The 14,491-nt window shown below is 63.8% G+C and carries 14 protein-coding genes; 2 read left to right on the forward strand and 12 right to left on the reverse strand.

Annotation, left to right across the window (positions count from 1 at the left end):
* Positions 1-22: 22 nt before the first annotated feature.
* From G8767_RS07590 to G8767_RS07620, 7 genes are all read right to left on the reverse strand, one after another.
* Positions 23-670 carry a maleylpyruvate isomerase family mycothiol-dependent enzyme gene (locus G8767_RS07590; protein WP_095969120.1) on the reverse strand — a complete coding sequence of 216 codons (648 nt, stop codon included), beginning with the start codon at positions 668-670 and terminating at the stop codon, positions 23-25.
* Positions 615-1,364: a sirohydrochlorin chelatase gene (locus G8767_RS07595; protein ID WP_166809815.1), complete on the reverse strand. Its 750-nt coding sequence runs from the start codon at positions 1,362-1,364 to the stop codon at positions 615-617. The genes G8767_RS07590 and G8767_RS07595 overlap by 56 nt, the downstream gene beginning before the upstream one ends.
* On the reverse strand, positions 1,351-2,511 hold the full coding sequence (locus G8767_RS07600; RefSeq protein ID WP_166809752.1) for a uroporphyrinogen-III synthase: 1,161 nt from the start codon (positions 2,509-2,511) through the stop codon (positions 1,351-1,353). Before G8767_RS07600 ends, G8767_RS07595 begins: the two co-directional genes overlap by 14 nt.
* Entirely contained in the window at positions 2,508-2,921 is a 414-nt protein-coding gene (gene nirD, locus G8767_RS07605; protein WP_166809753.1) for a nitrite reductase small subunit NirD, read from the reverse strand. Before nirD ends, G8767_RS07600 begins: the two co-directional genes overlap by 4 nt.
* A 90-nt stretch (positions 2,922-3,011) precedes the next feature.
* Positions 3,012-5,516 carry a nitrite reductase large subunit NirB gene (gene nirB / locus G8767_RS07610; RefSeq protein ID WP_166809754.1) on the reverse strand — a complete coding sequence of 835 codons (2,505 nt, stop codon included), beginning with the start codon at positions 5,514-5,516 and terminating at the stop codon, positions 3,012-3,014.
* A 46-nt stretch (positions 5,517-5,562) separates the two neighbouring features.
* Positions 5,563-6,963: a nitrate/nitrite transporter gene (locus G8767_RS07615; RefSeq protein WP_085989607.1), complete on the reverse strand. Its 1,401-nt coding sequence runs from the start codon at positions 6,961-6,963 to the stop codon at positions 5,563-5,565.
* A 113-nt stretch (positions 6,964-7,076) separates the two neighbouring features.
* A complete protein-coding gene (locus tag G8767_RS07620; protein ID WP_166809755.1) occupies positions 7,077-8,339 on the reverse strand; it encodes an MFS transporter in 1,263 nt (420 codons plus the stop codon).
* Positions 8,340-8,432: 93 nt separating this feature from the next.
* Between G8767_RS07620 and G8767_RS07625 the strand changes: the two genes are divergently transcribed.
* Positions 8,433-9,113: a FadR/GntR family transcriptional regulator gene (locus tag G8767_RS07625; protein ID WP_095969114.1), complete on the forward strand. Its 681-nt coding sequence runs from the start codon at positions 8,433-8,435 to the stop codon at positions 9,111-9,113.
* On the opposite strand, the gene G8767_RS07630 is transcribed toward G8767_RS07625, so the two are convergent.
* The 3 genes from G8767_RS07630 to G8767_RS07640 are packed head-to-tail and all read right to left on the reverse strand — an operon-like array spanning position 9,110 to position 12,246.
* Positions 9,110-9,964: a TIGR02569 family protein gene (locus tag G8767_RS07630; RefSeq protein WP_007731227.1), complete on the reverse strand. Its 855-nt coding sequence runs from the start codon at positions 9,962-9,964 to the stop codon at positions 9,110-9,112. The two genes, G8767_RS07625 and G8767_RS07630, sit on opposite strands and share 4 nt — an antisense overlap.
* A gap of 45 nt (positions 9,965-10,009) precedes the next feature.
* Positions 10,010-11,197 (reverse strand): adenylyltransferase/sulfurtransferase MoeZ, encoded by a 1,188-nt coding sequence (gene moeZ / locus G8767_RS07635; protein ID WP_166809756.1) that lies wholly within the window; start codon positions 11,195-11,197, stop codon positions 10,010-10,012.
* Positions 11,198-11,244: 47 nt separating this feature from the next.
* Positions 11,245-12,246: a DUF3152 domain-containing protein gene (locus G8767_RS07640; protein WP_095969112.1), complete on the reverse strand. Its 1,002-nt coding sequence runs from the start codon at positions 12,244-12,246 to the stop codon at positions 11,245-11,247.
* Positions 12,247-12,619: 373 nt separating this feature from the next.
* On the opposite strand from G8767_RS07640, the gene G8767_RS07645 reads away from it, so the two are divergent.
* The gene (locus tag G8767_RS07645; RefSeq protein WP_095969111.1) at positions 12,620-13,291 is read left to right on the forward strand and encodes a TetR/AcrR family transcriptional regulator; all 672 of its coding nucleotides are present in this window, start codon (positions 12,620-12,622) and stop codon (positions 13,289-13,291) included.
* 72 nt (positions 13,292-13,363) lie between these two features.
* Here G8767_RS07645 and G8767_RS07650 read toward each other — a convergent pair whose 3' ends face one another.
* Positions 13,364-13,594, reverse strand: a complete 231-nt coding sequence (locus tag G8767_RS07650) for a DUF3107 domain-containing protein (protein WP_003942312.1) — start codon at positions 13,592-13,594, stop codon at positions 13,364-13,366.
* 108 nt (positions 13,595-13,702) lie between these two features.
* Positions 13,703-14,398: a ferritin-like fold-containing protein gene (locus tag G8767_RS07655; protein ID WP_166809817.1), complete on the reverse strand. Its 696-nt coding sequence runs from the start codon at positions 14,396-14,398 to the stop codon at positions 13,703-13,705.
* Positions 14,399-14,491: the final 93 nt, after the last annotated feature.

Here is a 14,491-nt window from a genome sequence, read left to right on the forward strand (position 1 = left end):
CGGCTGGATCTCGGAACGATTGTCAGAACGGCCAGGCCGGGAGGGTAGGCAGCCCCACTCTCGTCGGCCTCCCGACCAACCAGGCCAAGGTCTCCGCGTCGGACAGCGAAGGAACTCGTACACCCGGGACAGCCGTCTCCAATGCGCCCAATTGACTGGCGAGAGTGAATTCCACGAATTCGGCGGGCCAGTCGTGGCAGGTGTAACCAATGTCGAGGTCGATCAGGTGAATCTCGATCTCGTTCCAGCGCAGGATCGGTAGATCGAATGCGGTGACAGGTTTGCGCCACGCAACCGGAGTGTCCAGCCGATCCGTCGGCAGGTCAGCCAATGCGTCGACCAGCCTCGTTCCCGAGAAGCGGTAGTCGAGTGCCAACAACTCGGCCGGGCGATCGGCGCCTTCCTCGATTGCGGCATTGCGCGCGTCGGGTCCCCCGGGGTACATCTCCCCCGACTCGCCGCTGTGCACACCGGCAACAAATCTGCCCAGCGCGTCGGCGTTGCGCGACATGTGTGTGACGACGTGTCCCCGACTCCAACCGGGTAGCCCGGACGACTCACGGGCTTGCTCTTCGGTCAGTGCACCGACGAGAGCCTGTGCCTTGACGTCGGATTCACGAACTGCTGCGACCAGGTCGGCATACGTCGGTGTCATGGAGTGAGACGTCATGCAGCGATACTAGTTCCCCTCGCGCACTCTCATACCGATTCACGACAAGGTCCACCACTCCTTGGTCGACACCAAGTGGTTCGGTGACACCGTCGGCCCCTGCCGCGTGCAACCGCTCGTGGAACAGTCCGTGCGCGAGGAGGTACGAGGCGACGAACACTCGCTTCGTGCCGCGAACGCGTGCTGCTGCAACAACATCGGCTACCTTCGGTTCCCCGGTCGCGATGTATCCGATGTCCACCCGGATCCCCGCCGCTTCGGCGAGCATCAGCGCGGCACGCTCGACGTCTCGCAGCGCCCGCGCATCGGAGGACCCGGCGGCCGCAAGCACAATCGCGTCACCCGGATTCCACCCCGCTTCGGTCAAGCGTCGGAGCAGCACGCGTGCAAGCGCCGGATCAGGTCCGAGGGCGGGCGTCACAGTCACAGTCGGGTGCTCACTGATCGCCACTTCGCGTCGAACATCGGTGTGAACGTGGTAGCCGGACGCCAAGAAGGCCGGTACGAGAATCGCTCGCCCCGGAGTGTCAAGGAGGACTTCCGAAGGTGACGGGCCGAGCACATCGACAAAGGCAACGCGCGTGCGTCCGACGCGCTTGCCGACTGCTTCGGCCAGGGCGGCAACCATTTCCACGCCTCGTGCACTACGTGTGCCGTGCGCTACCAGTACGAGGACATCGTCATCGGGTTGCATAGTCACCTGGATTCTGTATGTAGTCACCGGGATCGAGGGCAAGTCGATAGCCCCGCTTGACCACGGTCTGAACGGCTTTGGGGGCGCCGAGGCACGCACGCAACCGGGCGACGGCGGTCTCGACGGCGTGAGTGTCTCCGCCGCCACCGGGAAGGGAGGCAAGGAGTTCGTCGCGGGAGACGACCCGGCCGGGACTGGCCCCGAGTGTGCGGATCAACGACATCGCAGCGGGGGGCAATTGCTTCACTTCGCCGTCCACGACGACGCACCCCCCACGAATACTGATTTCGTGTTCACCGGCTTGAATCTTGTTGGCTCGCTGCGGGAGTTCGTCGACGATGTGCCGCGCGAGCGCTCCCAGGCGTGCCCGCGCCGGGGCTGTGGTCGGTACATTCAACGCTTCGAGCGGCGCCGAGGTGACCGGGCCGACGCACATGGCCGCCACCGGACCTCGCATGGCCGCGAGCATGTCGCCGAGATCCCCGGTCTTGTCGGCGCGCATCAGCATCGACGCAACGGCCGGCGCACTCGTGAAACTGACGGCGTCGATTCCGGCTGACGCGATGGCGTCGATCATCCGGTCGAGCAGCGTAGGGTCCTCCGGCGGTTCCCACCGATAGACAGGAACCGCGATGACCTCGGCGCCGGCCTCGCGCAGCACCTGACAGAAGTCGGGAATCGGCTCCCACTCGGTGGTCGCGCCATGCAGTTGCACAGCGATTCTCTTTCCCGAGACACCTTCTGCAAGAAGATGTTCGAGCACTTCGGCGGAAGACTCGGATGCCGGTGACCATTCTTCACGAAGGTCGGCCGCGCGGATTGCTCCCTTGGCCTTCGGCCCACGCGCGAGCAGACGAGCCGAACCGAGCGCAGAGCCGAGACTTTCGGCTTCGCCCCATCCGTCGGCGGCTTCCAACCAGCCACGGAACCCGATGCCGGTGGTGGCGACGACCACCTCGGGAGGATCCGAGATGATCTGCTGTGTCACCCTTTCAAGCTCGCGGTCGTCGGCGAGCGGGATGATTCGAATCGCCGGAGCGTGAACGACATCCGCTCCCCGGCGGGTCAGCAACGTCGCGAATTCCTCGGCGCGGCGCGAAGCGGTGATACCTACCGTGAATCCAGCCAACGGCATGTCGTCACTCACGAGACTGCATCGTGAACAGTCGAGCGAACGCCCTGCATCTGCAGGCTGTGGACCTGCACCACTCCGGCCCACACGCGAACCCCGTAAACCGGCAGGGCGACCGCGGAGTCGTCCAGCGCTCTGCCGTCGACCAGTGAGAATGCCTGCTTGAGCAGCGGCGAAACGACGATCGATTCACCGTCCCGGTCGCCGACGAGTCCGCGAGACATCACCGCGGCACGGCCGTACGGATCGAAGTTGCTGACGGCCCGGAGTGTGCCGTCCTCCAGCAGGAACAGTGCCACCTGCTCGCCGCCGCGAAGAAGCACGGCGACCCCGCGCCCAGGGATCAGATGGCTCAGCGGGCAGGCCGACGTCCATTCGAGTCGATCCGAATCCAGCTTGGCGATCTGCGCATCGATGACACTCATCGAAGTCCTCCTGTCGATCCGGCGACAACGTCGCGCGGGTTCTTGTCTACGTTTCTACGGATCCCGTGTTTCCCACGGGTTACGCGACTATTACCGGCGCGTGGGGATGCTCGGCATGCCCATCAGGACCGGAACCTTGCGCACTCCGGTCTCGTCGAACACAACCGTCGGGTCGGCTTCTTCCGGTGCGTTGACGAACGAGACGAACCTCGACAGTTTCTCCGGATCACCCAGCACACCAGCCCATTCGTCCTGGTACCCCTCGACGTGCTTGGCCATCAGCGCCTCGAGTTCCTCACCGATTCCCAGGCTGTCTTCACAAATCACGGCCTTGAGATGATCGAGTCCGCCTTCGAGTGATTCGACCCACGGCGCCGTGCGCTGGAGGCGATCGGCGGTTCGGATGTAGAACATGAGGTAGCGGTCGATGTACTTGACCAACGTCGCGTCGTCGAGGCCTCCGGCAAGCAGCTGAGCGTGTTTGGGCGACTGTCCGCCGTTGCCGCCCACATACAGATTCCAACCGTTCTCCGTCGCGATGACGCCGACGTCCTTGCCTCGCGCTTCGGCGCATTCACGCGCGCAACCCGAGACGCCGAACTTGATCTTGTGCGGCGAGCGCAGACCGCGGTAGCGGTTCTCGAGGTCGACAGCCATACCCACGGAATCCTGGACACCGTAGCGGCACCAACTCGAACCCACACAGCTCTTGACCGTCCGGAGCGATTTGCCGTATGCCTGACCCGATTCCATCCCGGCGTCGACAAGACGCTTCCAGATCGCGGGCAACTGTTCGACGCGAGCACCGAACAAGTCGATGCGCTGACCGCCGGTCACCTTCGTGTACAAGCCGAAGTCACGCGCCACCTCGCCGATGACGATGAGCTGCTCACCCGTCACCTCGCCGCCAGGCATCCGAGGCACCACGGAGTACGTACCGTTCTTCTGGATGTTCGCGAGGAAGTGATCGTTGGTGTCCTGCAACGACGCCTGCTGGCGGTGCAGGATGTGATCGGAGTCCGTCGATGCCAGAATCGAAGCGACTACGGGCTTGCAGATGTCGCAGCCTGCGCCCTTGCCGTACTTGGCGATCAGCGCCGAGAAGGTTCTGGTCTGCGTCGACTGCACGATCTGGAACAACTCGGCCCTCGACTGCGCGAAGTGCTCGCACAGTGCCTTCGACATCACGACGCCGGAATCAGCCAGCAGCTGCTTGACGGTGGGAAGGCAACCGCCACAGGTGGTTCCGGCACTGGTGCACGCCTTCACCGAAGCGATGTCGCAGGCACCGGCCGCGATTGCGCCGCAGATGGCGCCCTTCGTCACCGCGTTGCACGAGCACACCTCGGCGTCGTCGGGCAGCGAGCCTGCACCCGGCTTCTCCCCCGCGGGCGAGATCAATGTCGCCGGGTCACCGGGTAGTTCGCGACCGACCAGCGGGCGCAGTGACGCGTAGGCCGATGCGTCACCGACAAGAATGCCGCCTAGCAGGATCTTCGCGTCATCGGAGACCACGAGCTTCGCGTACGTCCCCTTGGACGCGTCGCTGAGGACAACTTCGAGAGCGCCCGGTGAGGTCGCCATCGCGTCACCGAAACTGGCGACGTCCACGCCCATGAGCTTGAGTTTGGTGGACATGTCGGCGCCCGGGAAATCCGCGGCGCCGCCGAGCAGACGATCGGCCACGATCTCGGCCGTCGTGTAACCGGGAGCGACCAGACCGTAGCAACGGCCTTCCACCGCAGCACATTCGCCGACGGCATAGACGTTCTCGTCCGACGTCACACAGCCGAGGTCGGTCAGGATGCCGCCGCGCTCACCCACAGCGATACCGGCGTCGCGAGCCAGCTGATCACGCGGACGTACTCCGGCCGAGAAGACGAGCAGCGACGCGTCAATGGTGGAGCCGTCGGACAGCTCGACCACGATTCCGTTGTCGGCCTGCGAAATTCCCGCCGTCCCGACTCCGGTGTGAACAGTGAGCCCGAGTTCGGTGACGAGCCGAGCGAGCAGTGCGCCGCCGCCCTCGTCGACCTGCATCGGCATCAGACGCGCATTGTGCTCGACGACGTGTGCCGTCATTCCCATGAGCGAGAGAGCATTTGCGGCCTCGAGTCCGAGAAGACCACCGCCGACCACGACGCCGACAGCGCCAGGACCTGCCTTCTCGGCGGCGGCCCGGATACCGTCGAGGTCGTCGAGGGTGCGGTAGACGAAACATCCGTCGCCGTCGTGCCCCGGCACGGGAGGCACGAACGGATACGAACCGGTCGCCATCACCAGAGCGTCGTAGGAGATCGTGTCGCCGGTGGTCGTCGTGACCGTGCGTGCATCTGTGTCGATCGAGAGCGCGCCTTCCCCCACCCGAAGATCGACCAGGCCGTCACCGACGTAATCGTTGCCGGCCAGTGCCAATTCCTTGGGGTCCCACGCTCCGACGTACGAGGACAGCCCGACTCGGTCGTACGCTGCGTACTGCTCGTCGCAGAGTACGGTCACCGACCAGGTGTTCGCTTCGTCGCGCGAACGCAGTGCCTCGACGAATCGGTGTCCGACCATTCCGTGTCCGATGACAACAACCGACTTGCTCATCACGCCTACTTCCTGAGGTACGAGATAGTTCTGAGATTCCGCGGACCGCTCACGCCGTGACTGCGACCTTCGCCTCGTCGACGTCTGTGGTCAGCGTCGACGGCTTACGCAGGAAGACGAACCAGGTGACTGCGATGCAGGCGATGTAGAAGGCCAGGAAGACCCAGAAGGCCATGGTCGCCGACTTCGCGGGGCTGCTGTACGACGCGCGCAGCACCAGGTTGATGCCGACGCCACCCAAACCGCCTACCGCACCGGCAAATCCGATGAGAGCGCCGGAGATACTGCGCGACCACGTTGCCTTTTCGCTTCGATCCATGTGGTCGAAGCTCTGAGCCTTCGCCTCGAAGATCGCCGGGATCATCTTGTAGACGGATCCGTTTCCGATGCCGGAGAGCAGGAACAGGGCGATGAATCCGAGAACGAACGTCACCATGATTCCGGCACTGGCGACGCCCGCGGTGTTGTCGTCCATCGTTCCGGCCGTCACGAGGATCGATGCAGCGAATGCCATGGCGACAAACGTCCACATCGTGATCTTGCCGCCGCCGATGCGGTCTGCCAGTTTGCCGCCGAGGGGCCGAGCGATCGAACCGAGGAGCGGTCCGATGAAGGCGATCTGTGCTGCATGCAGCGCCGCTGCGGCCGGAGTTGCACCACCGGCGAGGAAGTTGATCTGCAGAACCTGACCGAAGGCGAAGCTGAATCCGATGAAGGAACCGAACGTACCGATGTACAGGAAGCTGATCACCCACGACTCGGAGAACTTCAGCGCCTTGGCCATCGAGCGCAGGTCCGACTTCTGGTTGCCCAGGTTGTCCATGAACAGCGCGGCACCGACGGCAGCGGCCGCGATGAACACGAGATAGACGGCGCAGACGATCCACGGAGCGCGGTTACCGACGGTGGCGATCACCAGCAGACCGATCAGCTGGATCATCGGCACACCGATGTTGCCGCCGCCGGCGTTGAGACCGAGCGCCCAGCCCTTGAGTCGCTGCGGGTAGAAGGCATTGATGTTGGTCATCGACGACGCGAAGTTGCCGCCGCCGATACCGGCAGTGGCCGCTACCAACATGAACGTGGTGTACGAAGCACCCGGGTTCATCATCAGGTAGAGCGTGAGAAGTGTTGGTACGAAGAGGAACAGCGCACTCATGACGGTCCAGTTACGACCGCCGAACCGTGCGGTGGCAACCGTGTAGGGAATACGGAGGACCGACCCGACAAGTGTGGGAACTGCGACGAGGAAGAACTTTCCGGCCGCGTCGATGCCGTAGATATCCGTCGGCATGAACAACACCATCACGGACCAGATCGACCAGATCGAGAAGCCGACGTGTTCGGCTACCACTGACCAGATCAGGTTCCGCTTCGCGATGTCCTTGCCGCCGGATTCCCAGGCGTCGACGTCCTCTGCATCCCAATGCTCGATGTAATGACTCACCAGGGCCTCCTGAATATGTTGGAGACCCAAAGGTAGAAAACGGTTATTGCGCCGGTGCTGCGCGCGATGACCGCGAAGTCAATTGATCCTCACCCGGTGACGAACCCGGGTGTGAGCTAGTTCTTCGCCGGTGCGTGCCAGGAATCCTCGAGCATCCGAGGCTTACATGCCTGGTAGGCGCCCAGAAGCACCACGATCACAGCAACGACGAGCAGGCCGAACGGCGCAGCGTATCCACCGGACACGTCGTGAAAAACGCCGAACAGGAGCGGGCCGAGGCAGGCAACGGAGTAACCGATGCCCTGGGTGAAGCCGGACAGCGCGGAGGAACCGATATGCGAACGCGTCCGCAGATTGATCAGCGTGAGCGACATCGGGAACGTGCTCGGACCGAGGCCCAGGACCACAACCCACACGATCGGCGCGGCCATGGGGGCGAAGTAGAGTCCACCCATTCCGACGAGGTAACAGACGGCGCACGCGATCACGACGGGGAACGGGTTGGCCATGCGGGCGCACAGCGTCGGTGCGCCGAAAGCTGCGACGAGTCCGATCACCGAGAACATGCCGACCATCGTTCCGCCGAAGGCGTCACTGGCGCCGGCATCACGAAGGATCGAGGGAATCCACGTGAACATCGAATACGTGATCAGTGAGGTCATGCCGAACATACCGGCCATACCCCAGGCCACGGGCGAACGCCAGACCTGACCACGTGGCTGTTCTGCTACTGCTGCAACCGAATCCGATGCATTGTCGGTGGTCCCGGCTTCATTCGCGCGTGCCTTGCGCGAGCGAGCGAGGGTGATCAACCACGGCACTGCTGCGGCGAATCCGAAGGCGGACCACCAGCCGATCGAGAACCGCCAACCGAAGGCGTCGGCAACCGGGACTGCGACGAACGCCGGGACGATGGTGCCGATCTGCACGGCCACGATGTAGACCGAACTCATGGTGGCGAGGCGATCCGAGAAGTACCGCTTGACCAACGGCGGGATGACGACATTGCCGATTCCCATGCCTGCGAGTGCCAGAGCCGAGAGGGCCAACAACGACCACGTCTGAGACATCATGGCACGCAACAGCATTCCGACGCCGGCCATGAGCATCGCGACGAGGGCCGTTCGCTCGAGCCCGATACGTTTCGCGATGGCGGGAGTGATGAGACCGAAGATGGCGAACATTGCGGTCGGAACCATGCCGAAGACACCGACGATCGAGGCGGAGAAGCCGATCTCGTCGCGAATCTCGGCCGCCAAGGGCGAGAACGAGGTCACCGCAAGTCGAAGTACGAGCGCAGACATCGCAATCGCTGCGAAGACGAGCACACGGCCTTGTATCAACGAGCGGGTTTCGGTTCTCTCCAGTTGAGCAGTCACCGGCAAATCATAGGATGACCGGACGAACTCGCACAAGCGCGGTAATCTAACGTCACATTCACACCACTAACCCGGACCCGAGGAAACAACCACGTGCAACCCGTTCGACGCGCAAGTCTCATCTCGCAGGTCACCGAACAACTCCGCAACGAGATCCGAAGCGGAACCTGGCCGATCGGTTCCAAGATCCCCACCGAACCGGAACTGTCGGAGCTGACCGGCACCGGTCGCAATACCGTGCGCGAGGCGGTCCAGGCGCTCGTTCACGCCGGAATGCTGGAACGTCGTCAGGGATCGGGCACCTACGTCGTTGCTGTCTCCGACCTCGGCGGCACTCTGGGGAACTACTTTGCCGGCGCCCACCAGCGGGATGTACTCGAACTTCGGCGCGCACTCGACATCACCGCGGCCACCCTCGCCGCCGCACGGCGAACCGAAGACGACATCGCCGAACTGACGCGGTTACTCGCGCTTCGCACCGCTTCGTGGGAGGGTCAGGACGTCGACGCCGCCACCACTGCTGACGTCGCCCTGCACCGAGCGATCGTCGCGGCCAGCCACAACGAGGTCTACCTGGAGTTCTACGACTCCCTGCTCCCGGTCATCGAAACCACGATCCAACAGCACATCGACGCGACCGGTGAGGGATTTCACTCGCAGCACGCGAACCTCGTCAACGCTGTCGTCGACGGGAACACCGTGGCCGCCTCGAACGCCGCACGCGAATTGTTCGAGGGCCTGGTCTCGGACTTCGGTACCGGCGCCCCGATCTAGAGCAGCAAGCGCACGATGTCGGACGTTCGGGCCAACCCCGGGAACGCGTCCGCCGTCGAGCGGGGATGCAGAACATGAACTGCCAAGCGGAACATCACCGCACGTAGAAGCATCTGCGGCCACTCGGGGAGATCTTCCCACCGGCCGACCAGTGCCTCGTCGGCACCGCCCCACGATATCGCGTCGACCACGGCGACGGCGGCGGCCCACGCAGCCGGCCGCCAGTACGGCGTGATGTCGGTGATTCCGGGCGCCATACTGCCCGAGAACAAGACTGTTCCGAACAGATCGCCGTGCACGAGCTGGTCCGGGCTCTGCACCGGCTTACGCAACGTGGCGAGTCCGGCAATCAGTTCCAGACTCTTGCGACCGTCCGGAGTAGGCGTCTCGAGTTGCTCGACACCCTTCGCGATCCTCAGTGGAACCGTTTCCCACGCCGCGCGATCAGCGGCTACGAATACGTCGACCTCGGCCCACGGCGGCACCGGCGGTTGTGCAAGGAAGCGCGGGCGCTCGAGCGAGGCCGTCGCCGCATGCAGTCGGCACGACATCGAGACCACTTCGTCGTGACGCGGTTCCGGCGATCCGACGATGAATGTGTCGGCGCGCCAGCCCGAGACGACGTAACGACCGTCGGTCGAACGGACCGGTCGAGCGAGCCGGACGCCGTCGACTTCGAGGTTCTCTCGCACCTTCGCCGACCACGCTGCGCGGGCATGATCCGCAACTGCTGAAAGGACGACGTCTCCACACAGCCACCCGCCGTCCCAATCCGCACCGAGTGGGATGGGATCGACTTCGCGGAGGCCGAAGGTGGAGCACACGTGCTGGGGAGGTTGGCCTGTGCTCACACCCCAACGCTACCGGTGCGCGGCGCCGCCTCCCGCGAGGCGCGCCTAGTAGACCGGCAGACTCGCATCCACCTGGTTCGCCCAGGCGATCGCGCCGCCTTGAACATGAACTGCGTCGGAGAAACCGGCTTTCTTGAGAAAGGCCAGTGCCTCGGCCGAACGGATGCCGGTTTTGCAGTACAGCACTATCTGCTTGTTCTGCGGCAACGTCGCCAGAGCTTCACCGGAAAGGATGCGGTCCTTCGGGATCAGCACTGCCCCCGGCAGATGCATGATGTCCCATTCAACCGGTTCTCGTACGTCGACCAGCTCGATCGATCGTCCCTCGCCGATCATGGCCTCCAGTTCGGGCGCCGTGATCGTCGAACCGACGGCAGCAGCGCTCGCCTCTTCGGACACGACACCGCAGAACGCGTCGTAGTCGATCAAGGCGGTGACGGGCACGCGGGTCGGATCACGCTGAAGGCGGATCGTCCGGAAGGTCATCGCCAGTGCGTCGTAGATCATCAGGCGTCCGAGAAGCGGTTCACCGATTCCGGTGATGAGCTTGACCGCCTCGGTCGCCATGATCGAACCGACGGTCGCGGGCAGGACTCCGAGAACACCGCCCTCGGCACAGGAGGGGACCATGCCCGGCGGCGGGGCCTCCGGGTAGAGGTCGCGATAGTTCAGTCCCGCGCCGTCCGGGGCGTCTTCCCAGAAGACCGACACCTGCCCCTCGAAGCGGTAGATCGAGCCCCACACGTACGGCTTTCCGGCGATGACTGCGGCATCGTTGACGAGGTACCGCGTCGCGAAGTTGTCCGTGCCGTCGAGAATCAGGTCGTACTCGGAAAACAGCTGGACCGCGTTGGAGTTGTCCAGACGGAACTCGTGCAATCGGACGTCGACGTGCTCGTTGATCTCGAGAATCGACTCGCGGGCGCTGACCGCCTTGGGGCGTCCGACGTCCGAGCGTCCGTGAATCACCTGACGCTGCAGGTTCGACATGTCGACCTCGTCGAACTCGACGATCCCGATGGTGCCCACTCCCGCGGCCGCGAGATAGAGCAGTGCAGGCGAACCCAATCCACCGGCGCCGATGAACAGAACCCGTGCATTCTTGAGACGCTTCTGGCCGGTCATACCGACGTTCGGGATGATCAGGTGCCTGCTGTACCGGGCAACTTCCTCCCGGCTCAACTCGGCTGCCGGCTCCACCAGTGGTGGCAATACGACGGGTGTTGCAGACACCGCGAAACACTCCTAGTTCAAGACGAGATCAGGGATTCTCGATCCGGTCACGCTCGGGGGTACGGCCACGGATTGAAGCGGCACGTGAGTCCGTTCATCGGAACGACGCCCTCGGGATCAAGCCTAGCGATGTCGTTGTTCGCAGTTCCGAAGGTCTGCTGCATCATGATCGGTGCGAGCCCACCTTCGGTCTCGCACGGCTGGTGAGCGGCGTATCCGATGGCATGGCCGACCTCGTGATTGATCTGATACTGCCGATACGAGCCGATGTCACCCTGGAACGAAATGGCGCCTCGCACCCATCGCGGTTCGTTGAGCAGGACTCGGTCCATGCTCGGGTTGTAGCAGGATCCTTCGAGTTCGATTTCGTATCCGCAGCCTTCGCGGATAGTCATCTGCGAGGTCAGGGAGATACGGAAGTCCGGCTCGCCCGCGTCGACACGCCGGAACGCGACCTTGGGATCGTTGGTCCAACTCTTCGGATTGGCCAGGGTCTGATCGACCATGCGTCCGTACGATTCGTCACCGCCGAAGCCGGTCGTGTCGACGCCGTCCTCGATCTCGACCGTGTACGTGAACTCGCGTTCGGTTCCCTGACCCACCTTGCCCGTCGTACCCGGTACGACGTGCCACGTTCCGCCGCCCGCGACGGTGAACGGACCACCGTCGGGAAGTGCGCCGGACGGTATCGACGACGCAAAAGTTCCGTCCCCGGCCGGCGGCGCGCCGATGACGTCGGTTCCGTCCGTGCTGTGTGCGAGGTCGGCGGTGGCCGACGTCTTGCTCGCGGAGTCGGTGGTGTCCGGACGTACGGCGTCGACGATGACGAGGATGGTGAGCACCACGAGAACCGGAATCGCGTACGCACGCCAGCCGTAGGTCGAGACGAAGCGCCCGAGCTTGCTCTGCTTTCGCGCTGCCCGGTCCGGCCGCGGGTTACGCGGGGTTCGGCCCACTTCTCGTTTGGTCGGATCCCACTGGGCACGCAAGGGCTGATGGGAAGAAATGCCGCGATAGTCGCGTTCGCCGTAGGCACGATCATCCGGCACCTCTGGCCGACGTTCGTCGCGAGGCGCTCCAGTTCCGCTACGCATTCGACGTTCCTCACGTTCAGGGTTCTGCGTAGTTCGTCCACGCATGCGCGGTCCCCCTGGGTCAGTCACGTCGTCCAGAATCTCACACACGGCAAGTCGCTCGCCCGGGCTGACCGAAACCCGCTGGTCCTGGCGTGTCATGGCAACCCGTCCTGTAACGAGAAAGACTGCTGGTCTCGCTCACCGAGGCGCGCGCGACTCGCCCGGCCGACACACGGTATCGTTCATTCGGCTACGACCGGTGTGACGGAGGATACTGGCGGGTACGCACACGCGACTCGCGGATCCGCGCGCCGACCGAATTACTTTTGCTCAGATTGGAAGCGACATGACAGAACTCGCGGATCGGACAGACTCCGATCGCGGTACATCGGCTGGCAAGCCTGCCGGAACACGTCGCAGCACCCGACTCCCCCGCGATGCGCGCCGCCTCCAGCTCCTCGCAGCTGCAAGCGAGGTATTCGTCGCGAACGGGTACCACTCGGCCGGCATGGACGAGATCGCCGAATGTGCGGGTGTCAGCAAGCCAGTCCTGTACCAACATTTCCCAGGCAAACTCGAACTGTATGTCGCAGTCCTGCAGAGTTACGTCGACAGCCTCATCTCGGGTGTACGCCAGGCCCTGCGATCGACGACGGACAACAAACAGCGTGTCCGCGCCGCAGTGCAGGCGTTCTTCGACTTCGTCGACAACGACTCCCAGGGCTTCCGCCTGGTGTTCGAGTCCGACATCATGGGCGAACCTCAGGTCCAGACACGCGTCGAACAAGCCACCGAAGCCTGCGTCGACGCCGTGTTCGACCTGGTCAGCCAGGATTCCGGACTCGATCCGTACCGCGCGCGCATTCTTGCGGTCGGTCTTGTCGGTGCCAGCCAGTTCACCGCTCGATACTGGCTCGAAGCTGCGCGGCCGATCCCGAAGGAAGAGGCCGTGGAAATCACGGTGACCCTGGCGTGGGGCGGTCTCTCCCATGTGCCACTGCAAGCCGAAACCAAGTAATCGGCCACACTCACACGCGAAAGGGCGGGCAGTCTCACGACTGCCCGCCCTTTCTGCTGTTACAGCTACGCGTCAGACGGTAGGCGCGAATCCGACCTTGCGGATATCGGACGGACCGATCTCCACGTACGCGACACGGGAAGCCTGCACCAGGAACTTGCGGCCCTTGTCGTCGACCAGTGCCAGAACCGGCTCACGGCCACCGAGGACGGCCGCGACCAGTGTCTCGACCTCGTCAGGGGTCTGTTCGCTGTTGACGATGAGCTCACGCGGGCTGTCGATTACACCGATCTTGACCTCCACGGTCAACCTCCGAACTGTTCGTGAATTACATCCGTTGTCGACGCAAGGCTAATGCAGCAGAGACCGCCCACGCTCCTCCGCACGCTGTGCCCAGAGCGAACACGTCACCTAGACGAGTCCGAGAACCGCCATCCGCTCGGCGTGCTTTGCCTGCATACCGTCGAACAACGCGACAACTCCGTTGAGGTCGCCGGAGGCCGAGATCACCAGATCCGTGAGGTCCTCACGCTGCGCCAGCACGAACTGTGCCTGGGTGATCGCCTCACCGAGGAGTCGGCGTCCCCACAGCATCAACCGGTCCTTGGCGCGGGTGCTGGCCTCTACCGCGGCCTTCACCTCGAGCACCACGAACTCCGAATGGCCCGTCTGCGAGAGCACGTCCTCCACGATCTCGGCGACGTCCGCCGGGAGGGAGTGACCGATCTCGCGATAGAAATCGGCAGCGATTCCGTCTCCGACATATGCCTTCACGAGCGATTCCAGCCACGTCGACGGCGTCGTCGACGCGTGATAGTTGTCGAGCGCGCGCACGAACGGATCCATGACGGCAAAGATCTCGTGGCCACGTTCCGTCAGGGCCGTTTCCAGAGTCTCGAAGTGGTCCATCTCGGCGGCGGCCATGCTGGCAAACGCCACCTTGCCGCGCAGGTCCGGAGCCATTTGTGCGTCTTCCGCCAAACGGTAGAACGCCGAAATCTCGCCATACGCGAGAACGGCAAACAAATCGATCACGCCCGGGTGATCGGAAGCGACTCGGCCTCCGGTTCCAGCGTCCGTCGAAGCATCAAGATCGTGTGCGCCCATGACTACGAACTGTAGTGCTTCGACGGCCGACGCGACTGCCGAGGACCGCATGTCCGATTCGGTGATCTTCGACATGTCATCGCGAGGGACGGA

The organism is Rhodococcus sp. IC4_135, assembly GCF_011602025.1.
Taxonomy (GTDB): domain Bacteria; phylum Actinomycetota; class Actinomycetes; order Mycobacteriales; family Mycobacteriaceae; genus Rhodococcus_F; species Rhodococcus_F baikonurensis.

Excerpts from the sequence above, each read along its gene's own strand:
- G8767_RS07590 (WP_095969120.1), bottom strand. The coding sequence starts at position 670 with ATGACGTCTCACTCCATGACACCGACGTATGCCGACCTGGTCGCAGCA.
- G8767_RS07595 (WP_166809815.1), bottom strand. The coding sequence starts at position 1,364 with ATGCAACCCGATGACGATGTCCTCGTACTGGTAGCGCACGGCACACGT.
- nirD (WP_166809753.1), bottom strand. The coding sequence starts at position 2,921 with ATGAGTGTCATCGATGCGCAGATCGCCAAGCTGGATTCGGATCGACTC.
- G8767_RS07645 (WP_095969111.1), top strand. The coding sequence starts at position 12,620 with ATGACAGAACTCGCGGATCGGACAGACTCCGATCGCGGTACATCGGCT.
- G8767_RS07655 (WP_166809817.1), bottom strand. The coding sequence starts at position 14,398 with ATGGGCGCACACGATCTTGATGCTTCGACGGACGCTGGAACCGGAGGC.